We start from the raw sequence: 24,603 nt of genomic DNA, 5'->3' as shown, positions 1-24,603 counted from the left end.
CATAAACTACGAATCGGTTCTCAAGCTAAAGCCTGATGTCGTTATAGTAACCAATTACATCCCAAGCGAATATATCGCAAAAATGGAAGAGCTTAAGATACCAGTTGTTGGCATCAGCTTTTCAAAAAGAGAGGATAAAGAAAAAGACAAGCTAAATCCTACGCTTGAAGACGAAGCCAAAGCTTACACAGAAGGCTACTATGAAGGCGTTGAGATACTTGGCAAAGTGGCAAACCGTGAAAAAGAAGCGGCTGAGCTCATTAAATTTGTAAAAGATCAACAAGCCTTCTTAAAAAGCAAAATGGATAGCCTAAAGATAGACAAAAAAGTTAGAATTTACATGGCAAATCCCGATCTTACTACCTATGGAAGCGGCAAATACACGGGAGTGCTGTTTGCAAGAGCGGGCGGAGAAAACGTGGCTGCAAAAGATATCAAAGGCTATAAGCAAATTTCAGCCGAAAATTTAATCGCTTATAATCCCGACATGATATTTGTCCAAGAGCGCTATCCGCAGGTCCCAAACGAGCTTAAGTCAAACCCTCAGCTTGCAAACGTAACGGCTATCAAGATGAATAAAATTTAAATGTTGCCTGAATTTGCCAAAGCTTGGGGCTATCCTACGGCAGAAGCCATGGCGCTTGGCGAGGAATGGCTGGCTATAAGGCTATATCCTGAGCATTTTAAAGGTGTAGATTTTGATAAGAAAGTTGAGGAGTTTTATCAAAAATTCTACCGCACATCATACTCTAAATGAGACTTTCCACTCTCATCGCCATTTGGATTATAACCTGCCTCGTCTCGCTTGGGTTGGGGCAGTATCACATCGAATTTAGCGAAGTTTTAAGCATTTTAATAGGTAGTAGCGATAATGAAACGGCTAAAAGCGTTATTTGGGGCATTAGAGTGCCTAGAATTTTGCTTTCAAGCCTTTGCGGCGGAGTTTTGGCGCTTAGCGGGCTTAGCTTGCAAGCCGTTTTTAAAAACCCGCTCGTAGGCCCTCATATCGTAGGAGTTAGCACCGCAGCGGCATTTGGCGGAGCGCTTTGCATACTCATAGGTTTTGGCTCATTTTACATCGTAGGTTTTGCCTTTTTCTTTGGAATTTTAGCTCTTTTAGCGCTATTTTTCCTAGCTAAATTTGTCTCCAAAGCTGACATTTTCTCTCTCATCTTAGCAGGTATCGTCATAAACGGTGTATTTGCCGCACTTACAAGCCTAGTGCAGTATCTTGCCGATAACGAAGAAGTTTTGCCAAACATCATTTACTGGCTACTTGGAAGCTTCGTAAGCGCAAACTACGATAAACTCACGCTTTTAGCCGTTATCAGCCTGCCTTGCGCGACACTTTTGATCATGCTTAGATATAGATTTAACCTGCTTAGCCTAAACGATGATGATCTTAAAGTTTTAGGCGTAAACATCACGCTTCTTCGATCATTCATACTGATCCTTTGCACTCTTCTTATCGCCGTGCAGGTAAGTGTAAGCGGAAATATCGGCTGGATCGGACTTGTCGTGCCTCACATCGCAAGGCCCATATGCGGAAGCGACCACACTAGCTCGATGCCCGCTTGCTTCGTTATAGGAGCTATATTTATGCTGTTTGTAGATGACTTAGCTAGAAGCATAAGCAGCGTGGAAGTGCCTCTTAGCATACTTTCAGCACTCATCGGAAGCCCAGTTTTTGCGATACTCTTAAAAAGGAGCGCGTCAAATGCAAAATCTGCTTGAGATAAAAGATGCTGGATTTTACTACGAGGAGCAAAAATTTCTCTTTCGCAGGCTAAATTTCGCCCTTGCCAAAGGCGAAACACTAGCGATACTTGGACTAAACGGGCAAGGCAAAAGCACGCTTATGTTTTGCATGATGGGAGTTTTAAAGCTCAAAGAGGGCGAAGTAAAAACACAGGCCAAATTCGCCTTTTTACCGCAAAATTTTAGCGTTGCGTTTGACTATAGTGTGCTTGATATAGTTTTGATGGGGAGAATTCGTGAAATTTCGCTTTTTTCAAAGCCAAGCAAAGAGGATGTTAAAATTTGCGAAGACGCACTTCATAGCTTAGAAATTTCACATCTTAAAAATAAAAGCTTCAACTCCCTTTCAGGCGGACAAAGGCAGCTTGTCCTCTTCGCTAGAGCGATTGCCAGCAGAAGCGAAGTGATGTTTTTAGACGAGCCTGCAAGCGCACTTGATCTAAAAAACCAAGATAGGGTTTTAACGCTGATTCGTAATTTAAAAAAGCAAAGCAATGCAAGTATCGTCTTTACCACTCATCAGCCAAACCACGCTCTAGCCGTAGCTGACAGCACTCTCATCCTTAAAAACGACCTTAGCTATGTCTTTGGCAAAAGTAGCGAAGTGCTAAACGAAGAGAATTTAAGCTCTCTTTATGATGTGGATATAAGGGGAGTGAAATTTGATATAGAGGGCAAGCAAATACCAAGCATAACGCAAATTTTTAGCACGCAAAAGTAAATTTTATGTATGATTACGCCTAGCTTAATGAAGGAGAATTTAATGCATGATAATGAAATTTTGGTTGAGCAAGATGAGAGGCTAGCAAAGGCTAGAAGAGACGGGATCATATCAAGCGCTATCATGTTTGCTAGCTTAGCAGTGCCGTTTCTAATCGGATTTTTCATCAAAATCGAATATCCAAGCTAAAGACTTGCTTTAAATGCGCTTTTGCTCATAGCCTCTAGCCAGTGTTGTATATATGTGGAACGCCCTAAAAGCCATTCAGGATATCTCTCAAAACGAGGTATTTGACATCTTTAAAAAAAGCATTATGGCGACATTTATCATGGTGGGTTTAGCCGCCCTAATGCTTTTTACTAAAAACAACGAAGCGATTTTTAACATCTTAGGTTTAGCGGTGTTTATTGTGCTGATATACGTCGCAGCAGCGTGGTTTAGGATAAATTTAAGACTAGCCAAAATAACGCAAAACGGGCTTTTTAAAACATACATTTTCGTCTCTATTTTTTGTTTTATAGTGATAATGTTTTTAAGGACTCTGCCTAATTTTGGCTTGGGATATTCGCTGCAAACACTCATATTGCTCTATATGGCATCAGAGATAATAATGATGATACCGCCACTAGTGCAAATTTTTGCGTGGAGAAAGGTAGAAAAAGTAATTAGAGATATTTAGTTATCTCTAATTAAATATCTCTTAAAGCGTCAACCTAGCCCTTCATTTTAGAGAAGTTATCGCTCTTTAAATTTACCTCCATCAGCCTTATCTCCTCTTCGCCGCTTCTTACGATATCAGGGTCGCATTCAAAATTTTTCGCGTCTATCTTTTTTGGATATTCGACATTTGCCAAAATATGCCTAAATATATTTATCCGCGCGTGCTTTTTGCTATCAGACGCAACTATCGTCCATGGGCAAGCAGGCGTGTTTGAAGCAAGCAGCATGGAGTATTTGGCGATAGTGTATTGATCCCAAAGCTCTTGGCTTTTAGCGTCTACTGGCGAAATTTTAAACTGCTTAAGCGGATCGGTAAGGCGCTCTTTGAAGCGTTTTTTCTGCTCCTCTTTTGAAACCGACAAGTAAAATTTAAAGAAAATTATGCCTGAGTTTTTTATCATCTCTTCAAATTTTGGCACCTCGCGCAAGAATTCTTTATGCTCTTCTTGCGTGCAAAATCCCATCACAGGCTCAACTCCGGCTCTGTTATACCAAGAGCGGTCAAATATCACGATCTCTCCTGCGCTTGGAAGGTGCGCCACATATCTTTGGAAATACCACTGCGAGCGCTCCACATCGCTTGGTTTTTCAAGTGCGACTATGCGACATCCGCGCGGGTTTAGATGCTCGGTTAGGCGCTTTATGCTTCCGCCTTTGCCTGCCGCGTCACGCCCCTCAACGATGATAAGCACTCTTAAGCCCTGCTCTTTTACATGGTTTTGAAATTTCAAAAGCTCGATCTGAAGCTTTCTAAGCTCGTGTTCGTAGTCGAATTTATCGTGGTTATGCTTATCTTCTTTTTTATGTTTTGACATGAGGCTTCCTTTTAAAAATTTCATATATCAAATGCTACTTTTTAGATTCTTAAATTTAAATTAAGCACGCTATATTCCTGCATATTTAACACTGGCTTTATATTATTTTTGTAAAATACGACCAGAAATTTTTAAGGACAATTATGTTTAAAAGAGCGATTTTTTCTATATTTTTATCTATTATCTCAGCTTTTGCCGATCCGCTTTCGGTCGCTGAAGCTTTTGGACTGAGCGCAAAAACCGATAGCCAAAATGTCGAATTTAGATTTGATCTCGCCAAAGATATTTACGTATATAAGGACACTGTAAAGGTTCTTAGCGGTGGTAAACTCCTAAACGATCAGCTAAATTTGCCTAAATTTACAAACGACGGCACATTTGATATTTACCCTGAGAAATTTAGCCTATTTGTGCCGATAAATCTGCTTAAAGATATAAACCAAAACGATAGCTTTGGCTTAACGCTTGAGTATCAAGGCTGTGCAAAAGACGGTATCTGCTATCAACCGCAAGTAAATAACTATAACGTATCAAAAGGTTTAAGCGGATACAAAATAGCCCTCGTGCCAAAGGATGACGATACGCCCGCGGCTTCGAGCCTACCTAGCGGCAACGAGCTTTCAGAGCAAGAGGGGATCGCTAAAAATTTAAGCGACAAAAACTTCATTCTCTCGCTTATTACGTTTTTTGGTTATGGAATTTTGCTTTCGCTTACCCCTTGTATATTTCCTATGATACCAATACTTTCAAGCATTATTGTATCCAAATCAGGAGAAAAATTAAGCGCAAAACGAGGATTTTGGTTCTCGCTCGTATACGTGCTTGCCATGGCGCTAGCTTACGCGGTGGTGGGCATCATCGCAAGCGTCTTTGGCGCGGGGCTTAGCGGCATGCTTCAAACTCCTGCCGTGCTTATCGGCTTTAGCTTGGTCTTTGTCGCTCTTGCTTTATCGATGTTTGGACTTTACGAGTTTCAAATGCCGTTAAAAATACAAAATTTACTTAACAAAAAGGCTGAAAGCAAGGACGGGGTCGCCGGAATTTTTATCATGGGATTTTTATCGGCGCTCATAGCAAGTCCATGTGTCGCAGCTCCGCTTGCAGGCGTGCTACTTTATATAGCGCAAAGCGGAAATGTGCTATTTGGCGGATCGGCTCTATTTATCATGGGGCTTGGTATGGGCGTACCGCTTCTAATCATCGGTGCAAGTTCCGGCAAGCTGCTTCCGCGCCCGGGAATTTGGATGGATAATATAAAAAGACTCTTTGGCTTTATCATGATATTTATGGCGATATGGCTTAGTGCGCGCGTACTTGGCTCTCGTGTGGAGTTTTTGCTGTATGGTGTTACGGCTGTATTTATGAGCGTATTTTTCGGAGCATTTGATAGCACAAGCGAAAATACAAGCGCAGGCAAAAAGATTATAAAATCGGCTTCTTTAACGCTTTTTATCTACGCTTTTATACTCATTATCGGCTCTTTTACGGGAGCAAAATCCCTGCTAAATCCGCTGGCAAATTTTGGAATTTCAAGTAGTGGTGCGAGCAAAGAGGCGAAATTTATCAGCGTATCAAACGTAAACGAGCTTGAAAATGCTATAAAAAGCTCAAGCAAGCCTGTGATGATAGATTTTTACGCTACTTGGTGCGTAAGCTGCAACGAGCTTGACGAAATAACATTCAAAGACGAGGCAGTGCTTAAAAGGCTTGAAAATTTTACTCTTTTAAGAGTCGATGTGACAAAAGGCACGAGTGAAGATAACGAACTAATGAAAAAATTTGGACTCATAGGACCGCCTGCTCTGATATTTTACAAGGGCGAAGAGGAGCTAAAAAGCGCAAGAGCTATAGGATTTTATGAGCCTAAGAAATTTATAGAGCACTTGGATAAATTTGTATTTTGAATTGCTACTTTTGCATAAATTTAAGATACGTGATGTTGTTATGAAGCTAACCTAAATAGTTTTTTAAGTTTCGTAAGCCCAAGCTTCATGCCGCTATATCTCATTATCTTTGCCATCTGTTTCCATCTGCTTTTTTCGTAGCACGGATGAGGGCATTTTCTGCAGCTTGGTTTTATCTCGTGCGGGCATTCGCCAAGCCTTTCATGCGAGTAGTAAAACAGCTCCTCGCACTCTTTGCAAAGCGTTGTAGAGACGTTAAAATTTAGATCCTCTCCCTTGTAAGATAACCTTAAATTTATATCTTTTTTAGGCGCACCCGAGTGATTATCTTCGCAGTTTGTCTTCAAAAACTTTGCCATTGTGCTAACTTGCTCTATAAATTTTTCTTGCGTCATTTTGTTTCCTTTGGCGTAAATTTAGCAAATTTCATCGCACAAATCGTTAATTTAAATCAACGCAAGATTATTTATCGCAGAATTTATCTAAGGCTCTTTTTAAATCCTCTTTGCAGTCTATTCCTATGCTGTCGCTTTTAACTTCAAGCATTGCAATCTTTTTGCCGTTTTCAAGGGCTCGTAGCTGCTCAAGTTTTTCTATATTTTCAAGAAAAGATGCTTCAAAGCCGCAAAACTCGTTAAGCGCTTTTACACTGTATCCGTATATGCCAAGGTGGGCTTTATAGGTTTTGCATTCCGAGCGGTTAAACGGTATGCGCGAGCGAGAAAAATACAGCGCAAAGCCGTCTTTATCGGTTACTACTTTAACTAAATTTTTATCATCGGCATTTTCATCGCCAACACTCTTATAGCATGAAAACATAAAGGCTTTTTGGCTATTTTCCTGGCAAAATTTCTTAAATTTGGCGATATTTTCAGGCTCTATGAAAGGCTCATCGGCTTGAACGTTTATGATGATTTCATCTTCACTCAGTTTTAAAATTTTAACCGCTTCATTTATGCGGTCTGTTCCGCTTTGATGATCTTTGCTTGTCATAACCGCCTTAAATCCATGCTTTTTAGCTATCTCAAGCACCTCTTCATCATCAACTGCGATTAAAATTTCATCTACATTTTGCACTCTTTTTGCAGTCGCGATAAACATCGGCACGCCGTTTATGGGCTCTAAAATTTTGTTATGAAACCTCGTTGAAGCAAGGCGAGCGGGTATAACTATCATCTTTTTATCCAGTTTAGAATTTTTTCCTCTATCTCATCTTGTTTTGCGATATCCGTGTGGACGGCTTGTGAGCTAAATAGCGATTTTATCGACTCTGGGACGATATCGCTAAACTCTTTTGCCAAGGCTTCAAGCCCTAATCTTTCGTCTTTTAACTCCTCGTTTTTACACGCTTTAAACATACTTGGCGCAAATTTTACCCAGTGAGCGGTAGAGGTTATCACATTTGGACGAGTTAAATTCGAGCTCATCTTAAAGCAAGTGGCTGTGTGAGGATCAATTATGACGCCTTTGCTTGCTTGTTCTTTAATTATCTCTTCGCACTCTTCATCGCTGCAAAAATCAGCCTCAAAATCTTTTTTAAGCTCTTCTAACTCACTTGAATTTAGGCTATAAAAGCCGTTTTGAGATAAATTTTGCATAAGCTCTTTTGTTCTAACTGCTCCAAATTTATCAAAAAGCAATCTCTCGACGTTTGACGAGATCAATATATCCATAGCCGGGCTTATGGTTTTTACAAGAGTTTTGCCCCTAAGATCATAAACGCCGGTGGTAAAAAATTCGGTTAAGATATTGTTTGCGTTTGAGACGATTTTGATTTTGTCTATTTTTGCGCCCATTTTTTTAGCGTAGTATGCTCCAAGCGCATTGCCGAAATTTCCGCTTGGTACTATGATGTCAAAACTCTCTTGCGCGTTTAAAATACCTGTTTTTAGCAGATATACATAAGCGTAGACGTGATATATGATCTGAAATAAAATTCGCCCGAAATTTACCGAATTTGCAGCGCTTAGAGATACTCCAAGTTCTTTTAGGGCTGTTTTGAAATTTTCGCTAGCCAAAAGCGTTTTAAGCGCTCTTTGTGCATCGTCGAAGTTGCCTTCTATGCCGATAACTTTTAAATTTTTAGCGCTTGCGTTTATCATTTGAAGGCGCTGAACCTCGCTTGTGCCGTCTTTTGGGTAGAGGCAGACTACTTTTATATTTGGCACATCGCTAAATGTTTCAAGCGTAGCAGGACCCGTATCTCCGCTTGTAGCGCACATTATGAGGTAGTTTTCGCCCTTGTTCTTAGCAAGCTCACTTAATATAACTCCAAACGGCTGAAGCGCCATATCCTTAAAAGCGCGTGTAGGTCCGTGATAAAGCTCGTTTATGTATAAATTTTCGCCGATTTTTCTTATCTGAACGGGCTCGTTTGGCTTGTCAAATTTCAGATATCTTTTAAGGGCTTTTTCAAAGACATCGTTTTTAACGTCAAATTCAAATTTTTTAATGATCTCAAGCGCGATTTGCTCGTAATTTAACTCCTGTGCTTGCGCGAAAAATTCATCATCCAGCTTAGGCAGCTTAAGCGGAGCATAAAGTCCGCCATAAGCCGAGCTTGGAGCAAGCAGCGCCTCGCTAAAATTTACCGCGTTTAAATTTTCATTTTCATTGGCTCTTGTTTGGTGAAGTTTCATTTTTTGCCTTTTGTCGATTTTCTAACCCATTTTGCGTATTTTTTAAGCGCACCGTCAGCTTTTATAAGTGCGATTTCAGGAAGCTCGTAGCTGTGGTTGGATTTTATAAATTTGCTTATTTTTTTAAATTTTTTATCCGTTTTTATGAGTAAAATTCTCTCTTTTTCGCAGCAAATTTCCCCTTCCCATACATAGGTACTTTTAGCTTTTATCACGCTTACACAAGCTGCGAATTTACGCTTTATGAGTTTTTTTGAAAGTTTTTTTGCGCCTTTTTTATCGCAGGAAGTTATCACAAATTTCATCTTATCATCGTTCCTATTCCGTCATCGGTAAATAGCTCAAGAAGTATGGAGTGGGGCAGTCTGCCGTCTATGATATGTGAGTTTTTAACTCCGCTTTTTACGCAAGCAAGTGCGGCATCTACTTTTGGTATCATGCCTCCGCTTATTACGCCTGAGTTTTTAAGCTCATTTATGCTTGCTTCATCAAGCTTGCTTATAAGATTTTTTTCTCCGTCTAAAATTCCTGCCGTATCCGTTAAAAACATTATCTTTTCGGCTTTTAGTTTGCATGCTATCGCGCTTGCGCAAAGATCGGCGTTGATGTTGTAGCTGTTTGCGTTTTTATCGGTTGCGATAGGCGCGATAACGGGCACAAAGCCCTCTTTGAGCAAATTTAGCACGATATTTTCATCTACATCGGTGATATCGCCCACAAAGCCGTATTTGCCGCTATCTGACTTGACCGCATTTAGCATATTAGCATCCTTGCCGCTTATGCCTATGGCTTTTGCGCCATGCTTGTTTAAAAGAGCGGTTATCTCTTTGTTTATTAGCCCGCTTAACACCATCTCGACTACTTCCATCGTCGCTTCATCGGTCACTCTTAGTCCGTCTACAAATTCGCTTTTGATATCAAGTTTTTCAAGCATGGAGTTTATCTTTTTGCCTCCGCCGTGCACGATCACCACTTTTATGCCTACTAAATGCAGTAAGGCTATATCGCGCGCGAAGTCGTTTTTTAGCTTTTCGTCTATTTGCGCTGCGCCACCATATTTGATGACGAAAATTTTATCTCTAAATTTTTGTATATACGGGAGTGCGGATACGATAATTTCGGCTGTTTTGATATTTTTTTGCAAATTTGATCCTTTTTGGGCGATTATAGCAAATTTTGCCTAGAGAGTAGCTTTGATAAGCTCTTTAAAATCGCTTGAAAGAGTCGTTTTAAGAGTGATTAGAGATATCGGCAAGCCAAATTCCTCTATCTTTACGAAATCTTTTTTAGTAACTAGTAGCGAAGTGGCTTTATAACGCTTTAAAATCGCTTCAAGCTCGCCTTTGGTAAAGCTATGATGATCCTCAAAGAACTCTCGCCCTATGCACTTTTCATAAAACGGGCTAAGTCTTGCTGGATTTGCTATGGCGGTAACTAAAACCATCCTATCGCTTGGGTTAATAATTTCGCTTTCTCGAGTGAAATCAACTCCTTCTTGCACGATACGGTCTGCAAATTTATAAAAGCTCTTAGGATATCTATAAGCACCGCTTGGTATAACGAAATCAAAATATGGCTCGTGCGAGGGCTTAATGAGGATGTTAAGTTTTTTGATGTGAAATTTAGAAAAGCCGTCATCAAGCAAGACGTATCTGGCTTTAAGACTGCGAGCTAAATTTATGGCTTCATCGCGGTTTTCGCTTACGATGACATTTGCGTTTTTAACGCTTTTTGCATACTCCATCGCCTCATCGCCGCTTGTTTTGACATCGGTTAGAATTTCGCCGTTTATGCAAATTTTTTTAAGCCCTTTTGAGGCGCGCTTATATCCTCTAAGGATGATAAAACCGCCCTCAAATTCGTTTGCTATAGCCATACAAAGAGGAGTTTTTCCGCTTCCGCCTAGGGTTAAATTTCCGATGCTTATTATCGGTATATGAAAATCTTTCTTGGAAGCAAGCTTAAATTTGAGCCAAACAACGACAAGGTAGAGCAAACTAATAGGCAAAAGCAGTATGGCAACGAGTTTGCAGGGCAAATTCGGGCTATAAAAATACCGCTGCGCAAAACTATGCGCAAACCTCTTAAACACGGTGCTTAGCTATCTCTTTTATAGTCTCGCAAACCCTATAAACCTCTTCATCTTTTAATGCGTTATAAATAGGTAAAGAAAGTATCTGCTGATAAGATTTTAAGGCATTTGGATAAGCATTAACCTTAAGAGCGTATTTATTTTTATAGTAGCTTAAAAGATGTATAGGAACATAGTGTAATGCTGTATGAATGCCGTTTTCAAGCATCTCTTTAGCAAAACTATCGCGATTTTTATCAACTTTTATTATATATTGAACATAAACATGGTCTCTTTTTTTAATAGGTGTCTTTATATGAGGGCAGTCAACTAGCTCTTTATCATATATGGCTGCTATCTCCTGACGTCTTTTTATAAATTTATCGTTTTTGTCAAACTGAGCCATAGAATATGCTGCGCAAAGCGCCGTTATATCATATTTTACACCAATATCTACAACATCATAGATATATCCTAAATTTCCATCTTTATCTATACCATCTACTATCGCATGATTTCTAAGAAGTCTGGCGCGACTTGCTATATCATCATTGTTTGTCAATAAAAATCCGGCAGTCCCTATAGGGTTTACTAGCCTAGAATATATGCAAAAGCAAGATATTGTAGATTTTTCTATAGAGCCTATTTTTTGATCATTATACCTTAACCCTGCCCCTTTTCCTACATCATCAAAAACCTTTACATCATACTCTTGGGCAATCTTATACATCTCGTCCATATCGGACGCTTGACCCGCCACATGATTGACAAAAATTCCTTTTAATTTTTTATGATGGTGAACCTTTAACACCTCTCTTAAAGAATTTGGATTTATATTAAAATCATCCTCGTTAATATCTACGAATATAGGCTCGGCATCAAAGTGTCTAACAGCTTGAGCAACGCTTGGTATGGAGTTTACAGAGCATATTACTTTATCCCCTCTTTTTAAATCCATTGAGCAAAGAGCGAGATGATGTGCGGCGGCTGAATTATTTGTAGCGATAGCATGCTTAACGTTAAAATAATTTTTTATTCTATCTTCAAGCTTTTTAACTATAGAAACACCGCTCTCTTTAAAAGCCTCTTTAATAGCCTCTATTTCCTGCTCATCTATTGATGGCTTATAAAAAGTAATCTCCTCCATACGCAACTCCTTAGTTAATATTCAAATCCGCAATTGGCGGCATTTTAAGTTTAAATTCATTTGCTCTCATTCTAGAAAATACGGTGTCAACCAACTTTTCATCAAAAATTTTACGCAAATCTTCCTTATTTTTCTTTAAACATATCTCTTTTAATACCATATCAATCTGATCATAGCTATATCCTATGTCAGCTTCATCACTTTGATTCTCCCAAAAATCGGCAGAAGGTGCTTTGCTTATTATACTATCATCTATATTTAAAAATCTAGCAAATTCAAAAATCTCAGTCTTAAAAAGCTCTCCTATAGGATTAAGTGCATATGCCATATCACCATATATCGTTCCATAACCCAGCATCCTCTCACTCTTGTTACTAGTGCCTACTACTATGGCATTAATGCTGGCAGAATAATCATAAAGAAGGCACATTCTAACCCTTGCTGTTAAATTTCCCATTCTTATCTTTGATATATCCTCTGAAATTTGATCTACAAAGCTCTGAATTATAGGTTCTATATATATTATTTTGTAATTTACTTTTAGCCTTTTGCAAAGATTTAAAGCATCATTTAGATTGTTTTTACTTGAAAATTTAGTTGGCATTATCAGGGCATGGGTATTTTTTGGCTTAGCTAGTGCACAAAGAGTCAAAACCACAGCGGAATCAAGTCCTCCGCTAACACCCACCAAAAAGTTACTTGCGCCACTTGTCTTTAAATAATTCACTAAAAAGTCTTGTAATTTAATAGTAATTCTGCTATAATCCGCGACCATTTTTATTTTTTAAACACTTTAACTTTAATTTTTCAATTAATATTATACTAAATTTTAAGAAAAAATTTCTTTTAAGGTTAAAAATTATAAAATATGAGTCATAATTTTTTTTAAAGAGAACTATATGAAAATAATATGTAACACTTGTGGCAAATATCAGACAAACTGCTATATAGTGTCAAAAAACGGACTCGATCTGATTATAGATCCGGGTGAATCAGCATACGAATTTGTTATTAAAAATGCAGCTAATCCTGTTGCGATTCTTAACACTCATGGACATTTTGATCATATTTTTTCAAACTTTGGCTTAAAAAAATTTTTTAATATTGATGTATTTATTCATAAAGAAGATAAATTTATGTTAGAAAATGACGTTTTTAGGTATGGATACAAAACTGTAGATGATGCTATAGGTATAGGTGGAGCAAAATTTGAAGATGTGCATTTCAAAATAGGAGATTTTGATGTTACTTTTTTACACTTTCCGGGTCATACTCCGGGAACTTGTATGATAAAAGTAGACGATGCGATCTTTAGTGGCGATTTTATATTTATGGATTCAATAGGAAGATACGATTTTCCTTTTTCAGAAAAACATAGTATGAAGTTAAGCCTTGAAAGATGCATGAAAATAGATGGAGATTTTATTTTATACCCCGGTCATGGTGAGAAAACTACTCTAAAATACGAACAAAAAAATATGGGCTATTGGATTGATATGATTGATGGGGGGGGTATTAGTGAGTTAAATTATACGACAAAGTTAAATTATTAAGCTATTTATATCTTAATTTTTTAGACTGGTCTCTTTAGCTCTTTCTTCGGCACGTCTTGTTGTAGCTTGTTTTTGTATATTTTCTTTATAAATTTTTAATATATGATCTTCCAAAACAACCACTTGGAAAGTTCCTTCAAAAACCTTTATATCTTTAGTTTTTCCAATAACTCTAACCTCTCGTTTTTTACTCTCTCCAAAATGTGCATGCGCATCAAATTCTATCATCTCATTGACCATAGTCGGAGCATAGAAGTGAATTTTAGCCCCTATCATCACACTATAAGTCTCGTTGATAGAGGCAAGCGCAGCATAACTAGCCGCAGAAAAAACAAATCCTCCATGTATAAGCCCCTGTGCATCACACACCATCTCGTTAGTCGCGAAAAAATTGGTCTTAGCGTGATTTGGACCTAAGGCTACTACACTGCCGCTTAAACTTAAATTGATATGCGGAGAAGTTTTAAGCTCATTGCGAAATGGATTTTCATCCTCAGGCAAAATCACACTCTCTTGCATACTATCATCAAAAATATTATCACTCATATTATCCCTTAAATTTTTAGTTTCAAATAGACACGTCTTGGAGCGGGGTAGCCCTCTATAGTTAGCTTTGGATTATTTAGATCAAGAAAATTTTCAAGACTTTGTCCCAATATCCACTCGGTCTTTCTCTGCTCTTTAAAGTCTGTCTCTTTAGTAGCTAAAATTTTTATATCCTTAAAATTTGCACGCTCGCACCAGTTTATGAGCGCACTAATCGTAGGAACGAAATATATATTTGAAATTTTAGAATATGTCTGCTTTGGAGTAAGCGCAAAATCTCCATCCATATCTATATACATCGTATCCAAAAACAGCTCTCCGCTCGGATTTAAAGATAGCTTTAGATCCTTTAGCATTTTTACAGGATCGCTTCTATGATAGATCACACCAAGACAGAATAAGGTATCAAATTTATGTTCATAATATGGCAGATGCTCAACTCCAAGCAACTCATAAGATATATTGGAGCGCACAAAGTGATTTATAAATTTAAACTGTAAAAATGTCATAATGCCAGGATCAAAGCCCACTAGCTTCTTGGTGCCAAATGGCAACATTTTAAAGAGATAATATCCGTTATTGCAGCCTATATCACCTACGACTTTGCCCTCTAAATCAAGATACGGCTTTAAGATATTAAACTTAATAAAGCTTCTCCACTCAGCATCGATAAATGTATCATCTATCCTAAAAGGTCCTTTGCGCCAAGAGCGTAAATTTAAAGCCGTTTGCAGTATCTTTTCTCGCTCTTCTTGGTTTAAATTTGTATCTATTTCAACAGCATCTGCAAATTTTACAATGCTTTCACAAGGCGCAAGCTCTGAAATCTCTTTTATAATGGGTGCGTAAGCCTTTCCTTCAAGCTCTTTCAATTTCACAGCTCTAATGCTCTGCAAATCAACCATTTATTTAGACCAATCAATTAAATTTTTTGGACAATCTTTGCGGTAGGTACCGGTGGCGTCATAATACTCTTTACAGTCATTGTAATAATTAGTAGATATTCCACGCTCATTAACAAAAATACATCCGTTTAAAAAAAATAGCATCATTATCAAAAGTAAAATTTGTTTCATAGCCCTGATTTTATCATAATTTAAGACGTTATTTAAAAAATTTAGAGTGTTTTTTCTTCATATACTCTATCACCTCTATCACCTCGTCAACACCCTCTGCATCGCTTCCCTCAAGAGCCTCCTCTATACTCTCTATATAGGTCTCTGCCGCATCTTGAAGCTTATCTTTTTTAACTCCAGCATAATAAAGCATGCCCTCAAGCATCACAGAAAGCTCATAGCTTAGCTCGTCTATACTTAGCTCTTCTTCCCTCATCATCATATCTCCTTTTGTTCTTTTTCTAAAGTTTTTTTAGTTATCAGATCTACCATCTGAGCCTTAATATTCTCATAATTAAAGCTATCTTTAAAGCCGGCAAACATCCCTCCGCTGGCATTTACATGTCCGCCTCCGCCGACTAAATTCTTAGCCATTTGGCTTACGTCAACCTTTCCGTTTGCACGAAAACTAAGCGTTTTTTTGCTAGTAACATCGATAAAAAAGTCAATATCGTTATTCTCCACCAAAAAGTCGTTTCCGATAACGGACGTATTTCCGATATTATAAGTTAAAATTCCTCTGAATTCATTATATTTTATCTCAAATCTCTCTCTGTTTTTAGTGAGTAGATTTACAACATAATCCGATATTAGGTTACTTAGCGTATCATCTTTTTGGTTTCTAAAAAAATCTTTTTTAAATTTAAAAACAGCCTCATCAAGCCCTATATAGTCGTTTTTACCGTTAAAAAACTCGCGCGCCCTTTCAATCAGATAAAACATATATTTGGTGCTCTGTTCCTCAAACATCACCTTGTTTATCTCTTTTGCATTTGCTATAAGACCTAGACAAACCTTACCCATCTCAAAATCTTTATCGTCTTTTAGCCAAATATCGACAGCATTTACTACATCGCTAAATTTTTTAAGCCTCTCATCCACTCCATAAATAGCGGAGAAAAAATCATGAGTTATCTTTGTGGCACATCTTGAGCTATCCAGAAAATACCAGTCAAATTTGCTAGCGCATTCGGCTCCGCTTTGGTGATGATCAAGCAGTATAAGTTTAGCATTTTTACTCACTAAAGACTTTTCAAACTCTTCACATTGAGCAAGAGTTAAATTTAGATCCGTTATTAATATTAAGGATTTTTCATCGCCTAAATTTGATAAAATTTCACTAAATTTTTCATCTATCTCTTTACCATAATTTGAATTATAAAATTTTATATCTTTAAAATAGTGATTTGTTATTGTTTGTGCGCCATATCCGTCTAAATCGGTATGCGACAAGTGGTAAATTTGCATATTTTTCCTTTATAAATTTTCAATTTCAATAGTACCGACAGTTTCAAAAGGTGTGTTTGCAGATACCTCAGCAAAGCTTAATACCACGATATCGATACCAAAATTTGTGCATATATCTGCTATAAATTTTCTCAAACTTGGCTCTACACAAAGAACCATTGGGCCATATTCTGATATCGGACGCTTGGTTCTTGCATCACGAAGAGCCTGCACGATAGCGGAAGTTTGAGCCACATTTATCATCAGATGATATACGCCATCTTTATACTGCACGGCGTCAAGAAGCTTTTGCTGGGAGGCTGTCTCAAGGATATAAAATCTAAGCTGTCCATTTTCGTCAACATATAAAGATGTAATAACGCGAGAAAGACTTGCACGAACATGCTCTATTATCATATCCATATTTTTACTCACTTCGGCAATATCGCTAAGCGCCTCTAGGATACTTAGCATATCCTTAATTGGAATGCTATCTTTTAAAAGTATTTTTAAGACCTTTTGGACTAGCCCTATTGGAGCAATCCTTAAAGTATCTTCAACTATTATAGGATAATCTTTTTTAAGTTTATCAAGCAGATTTTGAACCTCTTGACGAGTAAGGAGCTCTGCTGCATTTTGTTTTATAAGCTCACTCATGTGAGTTGAAATTACGCTTGCAGGATCAACTATAGTGTATCCGCTTAAAATCGCATCTTCTTTTACGTTTGAGTCTATCCATAACGCATCAAGACCAAACGCAGGCTCTTTAGTAGCTATTCCTTGTATACTATCGCTTACCAGTCCGCTGTCCATGGCAAGAAATTTATCCGCATAAATTTCACCCTGACCTATCACTACGCCCTTAAGCTTGAAACGATACTCATTTGGAGGAAGTTGCAAATTATCGCGAATTCTAATCTTTGGCATCAAAAATCCAAGCTGAGTCGCGATATTTCTTCTCATCGCTCTAATTCTCTCTATCAGATCGTTATCCGCTAGTTTTAATAATCCATACCCAAGATCAAGCTCTAAAATTTCAAGTTTTAATATATCATTTATCTTGGCTTCTTCTTCTCTAGCTATCTCTTCATCGCTTTTTTTAGGAATTTTTTGAGCTTGAGCCTTTGCTTCATTTTGGACTTGCTCTTCTGTTTTTTTAGCTTGAGTCGTAAACAATTTGCCCTCTTTCGTCTCTTTCATTATATAGCCAATTCCTAAAAACAAAAGCCCCATAAACCCGAGCGAAAGAGTTGGAAGCCCGGGCACTAAGGCAAAGACAAAAAGTATAAATCCAACTATCAAAAGAGTTTTATACTCGCTTAAAAGCTGAGTTAGCACACCTTCTGCGAAATTCTCTTCATCCTTGCTCGCTCTTGTAATGATTATAGCGGTTGCAGTAGAGGTAATAAGGCCTGGAATTTGACTAACAAGCCCATCTCCTATAGTTAAAATAGTATACATCTGAGCTGCGCTAGTCATATCAAGTCCATGCTGAAATGAGCCTATCAAAAATCCGCCAACTATATTTATAATAGTAATAATAATACCGGCTACCGCATCGCCTTTTATAAATTTAGACGAACCGTCCATCGCACCGTAAAAATTTGCTTCCGCTATAATGGCTTCGCGGCGCTCTCTTGCGGTTTTTTCATCAATCAATCCCGCGTTTAGATCGGCATCTATCGCCATCTGCTTACCGGGCATCGCATCAAGAGTAAAGCGGGCTTGAACCTCTGAAACACGGGTTGATCCCTTAGTTACAACCATAAAATTTATAATAACCAAGATGCAAAATACAATTACCCCGATTACATAGTTTCCGCCTACAACAAACTGTCCAAAGCTTGATATTATCTCGCTTACCGCATCCGGACCATTGTGTCCCTCGCTTAAAATCATACGAGTAGTAGCTATATTTAACGATAATCTAAAAAGGGTTATTATCAGTATGAGCGTAGGAAAGGTGCTTAAATCGGTAGGTTTTGGTACATATACCGAAATTAATATAATAAGCACAGAAATAGATATCGAAAGCGCAAGAAAAAAGTCAAGAATAGCCGGTGGCAAAGGTACTATTATAATAGCAAGTATAGCAACTATAACCGCTACTATAACCAAGCCCCTTAATCTAATAATAGGCTCTAAAAAAGGTGCCACCAGTGTTAAAATATTACGCTTTTGTTTAGCCAATACTACTTCTTAATAATATCTGATAGTTTTATAGCATCTAAAAAATCATCAAGCTGAATCTGCAAGGCATTAAAAGTAGACCAAATTTGACATATAGCACCCTTATTAGTAGGGCAATCATCATGAGATATAGAGCATTCAAACACTGCCGTCTTTCTCTTTTCGGCGCTCTCAATAATTTTTTTTATACTGATATTTTCAGGCACATCAGCTAATAAAAATCCTCCGTTTGCCCCCTTAAACGAAATCAAAACACCTTCTTTTGCAAGACTTTGTAAAATTTTTGCCAAAAAGCTCTTTGAAATTCCAAGCTCGTTTGACATCGTATCTACATCCACGGGAGAGCTCTTTTGTGAAATATAGATAAGTGATAGCATAGCGTATTCACTGGCTTTTGTAAAAAGCAAAAAGTTCTCCTTATGTAGTTTTCTTGGTATTTTATAAAATTTTATCTGCAAATTTGATTAAAATTAAAATTTGAGCAATTTTGATTAAATTTTTAAATTTTATGATATAATCGGGTTTTTAATTTCACCAATCAGGAGGTCATCATGGCTTTGGATTCGGCTAAAAAAGCAGAAATTGTTGCGAAATTCGCTAGAAAAGAGAACGATACAGGTTCGCCTGAGGTTCAAATAGCTCTTCTTACTGCAAGAATTGCGGAGCTTACAGAGCATTTAAAAATTTACAAAAAAGACTTCTCCTCACGCCTTGGCTTACTTAAATTAGTAGGTCGCAGAAAACGTCTTTTAAAATATCTTAAAGAAAAAGATTATACAGCATACTCAAAACTAATAGCTGAGCTAAATCTAAGAGATAAGTAATCACGAGCCCTTTTAAATAGGGCTCTTTATTTTTTTTCCTAAAACTACTTTCTTTTTAAACTTATATTTTTAAATTTAAAAACTTTATAATTTATCTTAGAAGTAAAATTTTTAGTATTTAGGATTATCTTTTTATAAAAAACTCTATAAAAACTACTAATTTTAGACTCTCTATCTGCATAAATAGCTGTAAAAACATCTTCAAGCGCTGCTCGCTCTTTTTGTGTTAATCTATCCATCAGTTCTTCCTATAAGTTTTTTTATCTTTTTTATCGTATATAGCAAATCTTCATCATCAAGCTCGCATAAAAGTTGACATACTGCAATAGCAGCTTGAGGTTTAGATACTCCAAGTCTCCAATCTTGATATGTTCTCATGGATATTCCAAGATTTTTAGCCATCTGAGCTTGAGAAATCTTCTTGCCCATATTTTTTGATTCAACAGCATTATGCAATAAATTAAAAATATCGCTTATCTCTACCATTTAATAATTATACGATATTTATTATTAAATATACATAAAATATTGTTTAAATAGCATTAATATAGATAAAATATAATTTTAATAGTAGTATTTATACTTTTAATAAATTATTTTATACGTAATTACGTATATATTTATATAAAATTTGTATTAAAACCACAAAATATAGCTTAGTCTATTAGACTAAGATTATCTAAATAATTTTCTTTAATTTTATCACTTGACATTTATACACTCAATGTTGTATAATGCACTTAGCAATTAAAATAAAAGAGTGCTAATATATGAAAATAAGCAAAAGAGATTTAATACTTGAATCAATCATTCAAGCCTATTTGAGCGATAACTCTCCGATAGGTTCTAGCGAGCTTGGTTCTCGTATGTCAGTATCAATTCCTGCTTCTACGATCAGAGTATATTTTAAAAAACTATCTGACGAAGGTGCAATAACACAATTTCACATCAGTGGAGGCAGAATTCCTACGACATCGACAATGAATGCTTACTGGCAGAGTCACTTAAATTTCAAAGATGAATTTTTGATACATAATGAGAGATTTTTAAAGATGCTTGTTGACAGCATGGAAATTTATTGCATGATTTATGGCGATAGAGAGCAAAATTTAGAAGAAATTTTGAGAGTAAACGACAAATTTTTAATTTTAAATTTTAACTATGACGAGATTGTCTTAAAATTTGATCCAAGGGTTGAAAAATTTCTAAACAATCTAATTGGAGCAAGCCTAAACAAACTTGAGCAGATCTCTATGCAAGTTGGTTTAAATGAGCTTAAAAATAAGATAAAGGAGTTAAAGAGAACGAAAATTTACTTTCAGGAGAATGAGGGTGTAGCCTTTAATATGTTTAAGGACGAGAGATTTAGGATGATTTTAGATCCCAGCTTTGAACATCTGATGGCTTCAAATTTGACATTTTCTCCACTTTTTGAAGAAAGTTTTATAGGCATAAAATGCAAGGTTAATTATCTTGATAAAGAAGCCAAGATGATATGCGCAGGCAGTGTTTATGCAGATTATGAAAAATTTTTTAACCAAATAAAGGATGTGGCATGAATGAAGAGATAAAAGCGGAAGATCTAATACCTGCCGAAGGAAGTGACGAGAGTATTAGCTTCGGCAGTGATAGCTTAAAAAATCTTGAACTGCAAAAACAGATTGATGAGCTAACAGATAAGTATTATAGGGCCAATGCGGATTTTGAAAATATAAAAAAACGCTTTGAAAAAGAGAAAATAGACCTAGCAAACTACGCTAATGAGAAATTTGCCAGAGATCTCTTGCCTGTAATTGATGCGTTGGAGATGGCTGTAAATTTTGATCCGGAAGGAGATGAATTTGCACAAAAAATAAAAGATGGAATAAATATAACAATAGATCAGTTTAGAAAATCTTTCGAGAAAAACGGGATAACAGCCATTAGTACGGATTGTGAATTTGATCCTAATGTGCATAATGCAATGCTTCAAGTAGAAAGCGATGGGCATGATAGTGGTGCGATAGTGCAAGTTATACAAAAAGGCTACATGATAAATGGCAGAGTATTGCGCCCTGCCATGGTTACGATAGCTAAATAAATTTAAGAAATAAAATTTAAACAAAAGGATAGAAAATGGGAAAAGTTATAGGAATCGACCTTGGTACAACAAACTCTTGTGTGAGTGTTTACGAGCGAGGAGAGAGTAAGGTAATACAAAACAAAGAGGGCAAAAACACAACTCCTTCTGTTGTCGCTTTTACCGATAAAGGTGAAGTTTTAGTAGGCGATAGCGCTAAACGTCAAGCGGTTACAAACCCTGAGAAAACAATTTATTCTATAAAAAGAATAATGGGCTTAATGAGTAATGAAGATGCTGCAAAAGAGGCTAAAACAAGGCTTCCTTATCATGTAGTTGATAGAAATGGTGCCTGCGCTATCGAAATAGCCGGCAAGGTATATACTCCTCAAGAAATTTCGGCTAAAGTTTTGATGAAGTTAAAAGAGGATGCCGAAGCTTACCTTGGCGAAAAGGTTATAGATGCGGTTATTACAGTGCCTGCGTACTTTAACGATAGCCAAAGAAAGGCTACCAAAGAGGCTGGAACCATAGCCGGATTAAACGTACTTCGTATAATCAACGAACCAACTGCAGCGGCTCTTGCCTACGGACTTGATAAGAAAGAAGCAGAAAAGATAGTAGTATACGACCTTGGTGGCGGTACTTTTGACGTAACCGTTCTTGAAACTGGAGATAATGTAGTAGAGGTTCTTTCAACAGGCGGTAATGCGTTCTTGGGAGGCGATGACTTTGATAATCGCTTGATAGATTGGTTGGCTGACGAGTTCAAAAAAGAAAACGGAATCGATCTAAAAGGCGATGTAATGGCGCTTCAAAGACTAAAAGAAGCTGCAGAAAACGCCAAAAAAGAGCTTAGCTCCGCTCAAGAAACAGAGATAAATTTACCATTTATCACGGCTGATGCGACAGGTCCTAAGCACCTTGTTAAAAAGCTAACTCGTGCAAAATTTGAGTCTATGATAGAAGATTTGGTAGGAGAGACCATATCTAAGATAAACGAGGTTGTAAAAGAGGCAGGGCTAGATAAATCTGAGGTAAAAGAGATCGTTATGGTTGGTGGTTCTACGCGCGTGCCGTTAGTTCAAGAAGAGGTTAAAAAGGCTTTCGGCAAAGAGCTAAATAAATCCGTAAATCCTGATGAAGTGGTTGCCATAGGTGCGGCGATACAAGGTGCGGTTATCAAAGGCGACGTAAAAGACGTATTGCTTCTTGACGTTACTCCGCTAAGCCTTGGTATCGAAACACTTGGCGGCGTGATGACAAAAATTATAGAAAAAGGCACAACCATACCTGTTAAGAAAAACCAAGTGTTCTCAACTGCAGAAGATAATCAAAGCGCGGTTACAATACATGTATTACAAGGCGAAAGAGACTTCGCTAGAGACAATAAATCACTGGGTCAATTTAATCTAGAGGGCATCCCGCCAGCACCTCGCGGAGTACCTCAAATAGAGGTAGAATTTGACATAGATGCAAACGGAATTTTAACTGTTTCCGCAAAAGATAAGGCAACAGGCAAAGCGCAAAACATCACTATCTCAGGCTCAAGCGGTCTAAGCGATGACGAGATAAACAAGATGGTAAAAGATGCTGAGCTTCATAAAGAAGATGATAAAAAACGTAAAGAAGCTGTGGAAGCTAGAAATCAAGCGGACAGCTTGGCACATCAAACAGAAAAGAGCCTAAGTGAGCTAGGGGACAAGATTCCTGCTGACGATAAGGCTAATATAGAAAAAGCTCTAAACGAGCTAAAAGAGACTTTAAAAGATGAGAGTGCTTCAAAAGAACAGATAGATGCAAAAGTAAAAGCTCTAAGCGAGGCAAGCCATAAACTAGCGGAAGCTATGTATAAAAAAGATGATAACGCTAATGCAAATGCTGATGCAACTTCTAAAAATAAAAAGAAAGATGACGACGTAATAGACGCCGAAGTAGAATAAAGCTCAAAAGGGATGGCGATTACAATAATCTTCCATCCCTATTATATTTTACTTCTCTCCGCACTCAAAAATTTGTGCTTTAATTTTAAAACTATGGATTGGTAAATTTGCCTTATCACAATAATAAAGACTATTCCCGTATCCACAAATTGCGACCTCATTCAAAATTCTAAGTGTTATTCGCTTGCCATTACCAGCAACTGCAACTGCTTCATTTCTAAGATCGTTATAGGCACCTTTTCTTAAAGTATTATAAGTTGCACCAACTCGTCCTGCAACTTCATCACTACCTTCTATTTCGCCAAGCGTCTTACAATTATACGGAGTACCATCCACAAGCGCAATACCTCTTGCATCTTGCGCCAATGGCTTTGGTAAAAATGCTACACCACCACAACCTGCCAATAAAATAGTTAAACATACAGTAAAAGTATATTTAAATTTTGCCATTCATTATTCCTTAAAAAATATTACTAAATTATAATTAAAAAAAGATTATATTCATTTAAAATTAAAAAATTGTTTAATTTTAATATTTTTAAGAATAAAAAATTAAGAAAGGAGAGTGTATCTCTCCATAAAAATTTAATTCTATCCAAGCAGTCTAGTGACTTGATTTTGTAAATTTACGTTGTTATGCGCTTGAGCCATAATGGACGCATTTAGTTTTAAATTATTGCTATTTAGGTCATTTATATTTTTAGCCATATCATTATTTAGCATATTATTTTCACTTGATTTAAGCGCTACATTTTTAGTTAAACTAGAATTTATGCCAGAAATCATTGCGTTTTGAATTGATCCAATCTCTGCGCGTAGTGAATTTACATTGGATATAAATTTATGTATGCTATCTTGATTAGCCACATCAATATCAGATGAGTTAATGGATGATAAATTTAGCCCTTGCATGCCGTTTTCAGTTAAAAAGTTCATCTCACCACTAAAGATATTCTTTCCGTTAAAGCTTGCTTGAGAAAGACTATCGTTCATAGATTTTACTAAAGCTGTAGCCTCACTTCTTATCATTCTTCTTTGGTCGCTATTTAAAGCGGCATTATTAAAAGACACGGATAGCTCGTTTATCCTATCTGCGCTCTTTGTGATATTTGCAAGAGTGCTATCCGCGATTTGAAGCATCGCTATAGCGTCATTTGCATTTGCAATACCCTGCTCTAGTACAGAGCTTTGAGTTTTTAAATTATCAGCTATTATTAAATTAGCACTATCTATGCCACTTATAGAACGCTCGGCAGCTATATTCTTTAACGCTTTATCGCTACTATTTTTAGCCTGTTCGAGATAGTGATTGTTTAAATTTGCACTGTATCCTGCTAGTTTCATATCAAATTCCTTTAAATTTTGCACATT

The 24,603-nt window shown here is 37.1% G+C and carries 32 protein-coding genes; 12 read left to right on the top strand and 20 right to left on the bottom strand.

From position 1 onward, the window contains the following. The first annotated feature begins 1 nt into the window (after position 1). Genes CDOM16189_RS09870 through CDOM16189_RS06565 form a run of 6 tightly spaced genes read left to right on the top strand, consistent with a single transcriptional unit; the run spans position 2 to position 3,158 of the window. Positions 2–586: an ABC transporter substrate-binding protein gene (locus CDOM16189_RS09870; RefSeq protein ID WP_349304339.1), complete on the top strand. Its 585-nt coding sequence runs from the start codon at positions 2–4 to the stop codon at positions 584–586. Continuing rightward, entirely contained in the window at positions 587–757 is a 171-nt protein-coding gene (locus CDOM16189_RS09865; RefSeq protein WP_249321596.1) for a hypothetical protein, read from the top strand. Then, positions 754–1,734 (top strand): FecCD family ABC transporter permease, encoded by a 981-nt coding sequence (locus CDOM16189_RS06580; RefSeq protein WP_170000873.1) that lies wholly within the window; start codon positions 754–756, stop codon positions 1,732–1,734. Before CDOM16189_RS09865 ends, CDOM16189_RS06580 begins: the two co-directional genes overlap by 4 nt. Further along, positions 1,718–2,479 (top strand): ABC transporter ATP-binding protein, encoded by a 762-nt coding sequence (locus CDOM16189_RS06575; protein WP_170000872.1) that lies wholly within the window; start codon positions 1,718–1,720, stop codon positions 2,477–2,479. The genes CDOM16189_RS06580 and CDOM16189_RS06575 overlap by 17 nt, the downstream gene beginning before the upstream one ends. A 42-nt stretch (positions 2,480–2,521) precedes the next feature. Further along, positions 2,522–2,668, top strand: a complete 147-nt coding sequence (locus CDOM16189_RS06570; RefSeq protein WP_169974968.1) for a hypothetical protein — start codon at positions 2,522–2,524, stop codon at positions 2,666–2,668. Between the two features lie 52 nt (positions 2,669–2,720). Then, a complete protein-coding gene (locus CDOM16189_RS06565) occupies positions 2,721–3,158 on the top strand; it encodes a hypothetical protein (RefSeq protein ID WP_170000871.1) in 438 nt (145 codons plus the stop codon). A gap of 34 nt (positions 3,159–3,192) precedes the next feature. Here CDOM16189_RS06565 and ppk2 read toward each other — a convergent pair whose 3' ends face one another. Continuing rightward, on the bottom strand, positions 3,193–4,014 hold the full coding sequence (gene ppk2, locus CDOM16189_RS06560) for a polyphosphate kinase 2 (RefSeq protein WP_170000870.1): 822 nt from the start codon (positions 4,012–4,014) through the stop codon (positions 3,193–3,195). A gap of 143 nt (positions 4,015–4,157) precedes the next feature. Here ppk2 and dsbD point away from each other — a divergent pair, with 143 nt between their 5' ends. After that, positions 4,158–5,918: a protein-disulfide reductase DsbD gene (gene dsbD / locus CDOM16189_RS06555; protein ID WP_170000869.1), complete on the top strand. Its 1,761-nt coding sequence runs from the start codon at positions 4,158–4,160 to the stop codon at positions 5,916–5,918. 38 nt (positions 5,919–5,956) lie between these two features. On the opposite strand, the gene CDOM16189_RS06550 is transcribed toward dsbD, so the two are convergent. The 8 genes from CDOM16189_RS06550 to CDOM16189_RS06515 form a co-directional block, all read right to left on the bottom strand. Next, a complete protein-coding gene (locus CDOM16189_RS06550; RefSeq protein WP_170000868.1) occupies positions 5,957–6,313 on the bottom strand; it encodes a nitrous oxide-stimulated promoter family protein in 357 nt (118 codons plus the stop codon). A 67-nt stretch (positions 6,314–6,380) separates the two neighbouring features. Beyond that, positions 6,381–7,094 (bottom strand): 3-deoxy-manno-octulosonate cytidylyltransferase, encoded by a 714-nt coding sequence (gene kdsB / locus CDOM16189_RS06545; RefSeq protein WP_170000867.1) that lies wholly within the window; start codon positions 7,092–7,094, stop codon positions 6,381–6,383. Further along, on the bottom strand, positions 7,091–8,557 hold the full coding sequence (gene thrC, locus CDOM16189_RS06540) for a threonine synthase (protein ID WP_170000866.1): 1,467 nt from the start codon (positions 8,555–8,557) through the stop codon (positions 7,091–7,093). The genes kdsB and thrC overlap by 4 nt, the downstream gene beginning before the upstream one ends. Further along, positions 8,554–8,862: a divalent-cation tolerance protein CutA gene (cutA, locus tag CDOM16189_RS06535; protein ID WP_169974955.1), complete on the bottom strand. Its 309-nt coding sequence runs from the start codon at positions 8,860–8,862 to the stop codon at positions 8,554–8,556. The genes thrC and cutA overlap by 4 nt, the downstream gene beginning before the upstream one ends. Next, positions 8,859–9,701, bottom strand: coding sequence for an acetylglutamate kinase (gene argB / locus CDOM16189_RS06530; protein ID WP_169974953.1), 843 nt, complete (start codon positions 9,699–9,701; stop codon positions 8,859–8,861). Before argB ends, cutA begins: the two co-directional genes overlap by 4 nt. Before the next feature lie 36 nt (positions 9,702–9,737). Continuing rightward, positions 9,738–10,649 (bottom strand): tetraacyldisaccharide 4'-kinase, encoded by a 912-nt coding sequence (locus CDOM16189_RS06525; protein ID WP_169974951.1) that lies wholly within the window; start codon positions 10,647–10,649, stop codon positions 9,738–9,740. Beyond that, complete coding sequence (locus CDOM16189_RS06520; protein ID WP_169974949.1) at positions 10,642–11,775, bottom strand: DegT/DnrJ/EryC1/StrS family aminotransferase; 1,134 nt, start codon at positions 11,773–11,775, stop codon at positions 10,642–10,644. The genes CDOM16189_RS06525 and CDOM16189_RS06520 overlap by 8 nt, the downstream gene beginning before the upstream one ends. 10 nt (positions 11,776–11,785) lie before the next feature. Then, the gene (locus CDOM16189_RS06515; RefSeq protein WP_169974947.1) at positions 11,786–12,550 is read right to left on the bottom strand and encodes an NAD+ synthase; all 765 of its coding nucleotides are present in this window, start codon (positions 12,548–12,550) and stop codon (positions 11,786–11,788) included. 124 nt (positions 12,551–12,674) lie between these two features. Here CDOM16189_RS06515 and CDOM16189_RS06510 point away from each other — a divergent pair, with 124 nt between their 5' ends. Continuing rightward, positions 12,675–13,328 (top strand): MBL fold metallo-hydrolase, encoded by a 654-nt coding sequence (locus CDOM16189_RS06510; RefSeq protein WP_170000865.1) that lies wholly within the window; start codon positions 12,675–12,677, stop codon positions 13,326–13,328. A 12-nt stretch (positions 13,329–13,340) separates the two neighbouring features. Here CDOM16189_RS06510 and CDOM16189_RS06505 read toward each other — a convergent pair whose 3' ends face one another. Genes CDOM16189_RS06505 through CDOM16189_RS06475 form a run of 7 tightly spaced genes read right to left on the bottom strand, consistent with a single transcriptional unit; the run spans position 13,341 to position 18,813 of the window. Then, positions 13,341–13,874: a PaaI family thioesterase gene (locus tag CDOM16189_RS06505; RefSeq protein ID WP_169974943.1), complete on the bottom strand. Its 534-nt coding sequence runs from the start codon at positions 13,872–13,874 to the stop codon at positions 13,341–13,343. An 8-nt stretch (positions 13,875–13,882) separates the two neighbouring features. Further along, a complete protein-coding gene (cmoB, locus tag CDOM16189_RS06500; RefSeq protein WP_169974941.1) occupies positions 13,883–14,779 on the bottom strand; it encodes a tRNA 5-methoxyuridine(34)/uridine 5-oxyacetic acid(34) synthase CmoB in 897 nt (298 codons plus the stop codon). Then, positions 14,780–14,950 carry a hypothetical protein gene (locus CDOM16189_RS06495; RefSeq protein WP_170000864.1) on the bottom strand — a complete coding sequence of 57 codons (171 nt, stop codon included), beginning with the start codon at positions 14,948–14,950 and terminating at the stop codon, positions 14,780–14,782. It lies immediately after the preceding gene. 28 nt (positions 14,951–14,978) lie between these two features. Beyond that, positions 14,979–15,206: a hypothetical protein gene (locus tag CDOM16189_RS06490; RefSeq protein ID WP_169975106.1), complete on the bottom strand. Its 228-nt coding sequence runs from the start codon at positions 15,204–15,206 to the stop codon at positions 14,979–14,981. A 2-nt stretch (positions 15,207–15,208) separates the two neighbouring features. Continuing rightward, positions 15,209–16,237 (bottom strand): DHH family phosphoesterase, encoded by a 1,029-nt coding sequence (locus CDOM16189_RS06485; protein ID WP_169974939.1) that lies wholly within the window; start codon positions 16,235–16,237, stop codon positions 15,209–15,211. Positions 16,238–16,246: 9 nt separating this feature from the next. Further along, entirely contained in the window at positions 16,247–18,406 is a 2,160-nt protein-coding gene (gene flhA, locus CDOM16189_RS06480; RefSeq protein WP_169974937.1) for a flagellar biosynthesis protein FlhA, read from the bottom strand. Between the two features lie 2 nt (positions 18,407–18,408). After that, positions 18,409–18,813 carry an RrF2 family transcriptional regulator gene (locus tag CDOM16189_RS06475; RefSeq protein ID WP_169974935.1) on the bottom strand — a complete coding sequence of 135 codons (405 nt, stop codon included), beginning with the start codon at positions 18,811–18,813 and terminating at the stop codon, positions 18,409–18,411. A gap of 144 nt (positions 18,814–18,957) precedes the next feature. Here CDOM16189_RS06475 and rpsO point away from each other — a divergent pair, with 144 nt between their 5' ends. Continuing rightward, positions 18,958–19,230 carry a 30S ribosomal protein S15 gene (rpsO, locus tag CDOM16189_RS06470; protein ID WP_169974933.1) on the top strand — a complete coding sequence of 91 codons (273 nt, stop codon included), beginning with the start codon at positions 18,958–18,960 and terminating at the stop codon, positions 19,228–19,230. Between the two features lie 44 nt (positions 19,231–19,274). On the opposite strand, the gene CDOM16189_RS06465 is transcribed toward rpsO, so the two are convergent. Both CDOM16189_RS06465 and CDOM16189_RS06460 read right to left on the bottom strand, forming a co-directional pair. Further along, the gene (locus CDOM16189_RS06465) at positions 19,275–19,469 is read right to left on the bottom strand and encodes a hypothetical protein (RefSeq protein ID WP_169974931.1); all 195 of its coding nucleotides are present in this window, start codon (positions 19,467–19,469) and stop codon (positions 19,275–19,277) included. Beyond that, positions 19,462–19,716 (bottom strand): helix-turn-helix domain-containing protein, encoded by a 255-nt coding sequence (locus CDOM16189_RS06460; RefSeq protein WP_169974929.1) that lies wholly within the window; start codon positions 19,714–19,716, stop codon positions 19,462–19,464. Before CDOM16189_RS06460 ends, CDOM16189_RS06465 begins: the two co-directional genes overlap by 8 nt. 284 nt (positions 19,717–20,000) lie before the next feature. Here CDOM16189_RS06460 and CDOM16189_RS06455 point away from each other — a divergent pair, with 284 nt between their 5' ends. The 3 genes from CDOM16189_RS06455 to dnaK are packed head-to-tail and all read left to right on the top strand — an operon-like array spanning position 20,001 to position 23,232. Next, on the top strand, positions 20,001–20,789 hold the full coding sequence (locus CDOM16189_RS06455) for an HrcA family transcriptional regulator (RefSeq protein WP_169974926.1): 789 nt from the start codon (positions 20,001–20,003) through the stop codon (positions 20,787–20,789). Further along, on the top strand, positions 20,786–21,310 hold the full coding sequence (gene grpE, locus CDOM16189_RS06450; protein ID WP_169974924.1) for a nucleotide exchange factor GrpE: 525 nt from the start codon (positions 20,786–20,788) through the stop codon (positions 21,308–21,310). The genes CDOM16189_RS06455 and grpE overlap by 4 nt, the downstream gene beginning before the upstream one ends. Before the next feature lie 35 nt (positions 21,311–21,345). Then, positions 21,346–23,232: a molecular chaperone DnaK gene (dnaK, locus tag CDOM16189_RS06445; protein ID WP_169974922.1), complete on the top strand. Its 1,887-nt coding sequence runs from the start codon at positions 21,346–21,348 to the stop codon at positions 23,230–23,232. Positions 23,233–23,280: 48 nt separating this feature from the next. On the opposite strand, the gene CDOM16189_RS06440 is transcribed toward dnaK, so the two are convergent. Together CDOM16189_RS06440 and CDOM16189_RS06435 are read right to left on the bottom strand one after the other, a co-directional pair. Then, a complete protein-coding gene (locus CDOM16189_RS06440) occupies positions 23,281–23,682 on the bottom strand; it encodes a DUF4156 domain-containing protein (protein ID WP_169974920.1) in 402 nt (133 codons plus the stop codon). A gap of 141 nt (positions 23,683–23,823) precedes the next feature. Further along, positions 23,824–24,576, bottom strand: coding sequence for a flagellin (locus CDOM16189_RS06435; protein WP_169974919.1), 753 nt, complete (start codon positions 24,574–24,576; stop codon positions 23,824–23,826). Positions 24,577–24,603: the final 27 nt, after the last annotated feature.

The organism is Campylobacter sp. RM16189 (assembly GCF_012978815.1).
GTDB lineage: Bacteria > Campylobacterota > Campylobacteria > Campylobacterales > Campylobacteraceae > Campylobacter_A.
The sequence above is the reverse complement of the archived record's forward strand: the minus strand, read 5'-3'. Positions and strand labels throughout refer to the sequence as shown.

Bases quoted from the DNA above. Each gene is read 5' to 3' on its own strand.
- CDOM16189_RS09865 (WP_249321596.1), top strand. From the start codon at position 587: ATGTTGCCTGAATTTGCCAAAGCTTGGGGCTATCCTACGGCAGAAGCC.
- CDOM16189_RS06580 (WP_170000873.1), top strand. From the start codon at position 754: ATGAGACTTTCCACTCTCATCGCCATTTGGATTATAACCTGCCTCGTC.
- CDOM16189_RS06575 (WP_170000872.1), top strand. From the start codon at position 1,718: ATGCAAAATCTGCTTGAGATAAAAGATGCTGGATTTTACTACGAGGAG.
- CDOM16189_RS06570 (WP_169974968.1), top strand. From the start codon at position 2,522: ATGCATGATAATGAAATTTTGGTTGAGCAAGATGAGAGGCTAGCAAAG.
- CDOM16189_RS06565 (WP_170000871.1), top strand. From the start codon at position 2,721: ATGTGGAACGCCCTAAAAGCCATTCAGGATATCTCTCAAAACGAGGTA.
- ppk2 (WP_170000870.1), bottom strand. From the start codon at position 4,014: ATGTCAAAACATAAAAAAGAAGATAAGCATAACCACGATAAATTCGAC.
- dsbD (WP_170000869.1), top strand. From the start codon at position 4,158: ATGTTTAAAAGAGCGATTTTTTCTATATTTTTATCTATTATCTCAGCT.
- CDOM16189_RS06550 (WP_170000868.1), bottom strand. From the start codon at position 6,313: ATGACGCAAGAAAAATTTATAGAGCAAGTTAGCACAATGGCAAAGTTT.
- kdsB (WP_170000867.1), bottom strand. From the start codon at position 7,094: ATGATAGTTATACCCGCTCGCCTTGCTTCAACGAGGTTTCATAACAAA.
- thrC (WP_170000866.1), bottom strand. From the start codon at position 8,557: ATGAAACTTCACCAAACAAGAGCCAATGAAAATGAAAATTTAAACGCG.
- cutA (WP_169974955.1), bottom strand. From the start codon at position 8,862: ATGAAATTTGTGATAACTTCCTGCGATAAAAAAGGCGCAAAAAAACTT.
- CDOM16189_RS06520 (WP_169974949.1), bottom strand. From the start codon at position 11,775: ATGGAGGAGATTACTTTTTATAAGCCATCAATAGATGAGCAGGAAATA.
- CDOM16189_RS06515 (WP_169974947.1), bottom strand. From the start codon at position 12,550: ATGGTCGCGGATTATAGCAGAATTACTATTAAATTACAAGACTTTTTA.
- CDOM16189_RS06510 (WP_170000865.1), top strand. From the start codon at position 12,675: ATGAAAATAATATGTAACACTTGTGGCAAATATCAGACAAACTGCTAT.
- CDOM16189_RS06505 (WP_169974943.1), bottom strand. From the start codon at position 13,874: ATGAGTGATAATATTTTTGATGATAGTATGCAAGAGAGTGTGATTTTG.
- cmoB (WP_169974941.1), bottom strand. From the start codon at position 14,779: ATGGTTGATTTGCAGAGCATTAGAGCTGTGAAATTGAAAGAGCTTGAA.
- CDOM16189_RS06495 (WP_170000864.1), bottom strand. From the start codon at position 14,950: ATGAAACAAATTTTACTTTTGATAATGATGCTATTTTTTTTAAACGGA.
- CDOM16189_RS06490 (WP_169975106.1), bottom strand. From the start codon at position 15,206: ATGAGGGAAGAAGAGCTAAGTATAGACGAGCTAAGCTATGAGCTTTCT.
- CDOM16189_RS06485 (WP_169974939.1), bottom strand. From the start codon at position 16,237: ATGCAAATTTACCACTTGTCGCATACCGATTTAGACGGATATGGCGCA.
- rpsO (WP_169974933.1), top strand. From the start codon at position 18,958: ATGGCTTTGGATTCGGCTAAAAAAGCAGAAATTGTTGCGAAATTCGCT.
- CDOM16189_RS06465 (WP_169974931.1), bottom strand. From the start codon at position 19,469: ATGGATAGATTAACACAAAAAGAGCGAGCAGCGCTTGAAGATGTTTTT.
- CDOM16189_RS06460 (WP_169974929.1), bottom strand. From the start codon at position 19,716: ATGGTAGAGATAAGCGATATTTTTAATTTATTGCATAATGCTGTTGAA.
- CDOM16189_RS06455 (WP_169974926.1), top strand. From the start codon at position 20,001: ATGAAAATAAGCAAAAGAGATTTAATACTTGAATCAATCATTCAAGCC.
- grpE (WP_169974924.1), top strand. From the start codon at position 20,786: ATGAATGAAGAGATAAAAGCGGAAGATCTAATACCTGCCGAAGGAAGT.
- dnaK (WP_169974922.1), top strand. From the start codon at position 21,346: ATGGGAAAAGTTATAGGAATCGACCTTGGTACAACAAACTCTTGTGTG.
- CDOM16189_RS06440 (WP_169974920.1), bottom strand. From the start codon at position 23,682: ATGGCAAAATTTAAATATACTTTTACTGTATGTTTAACTATTTTATTG.
- CDOM16189_RS06435 (WP_169974919.1), bottom strand. From the start codon at position 24,576: ATGAAACTAGCAGGATACAGTGCAAATTTAAACAATCACTATCTCGAA.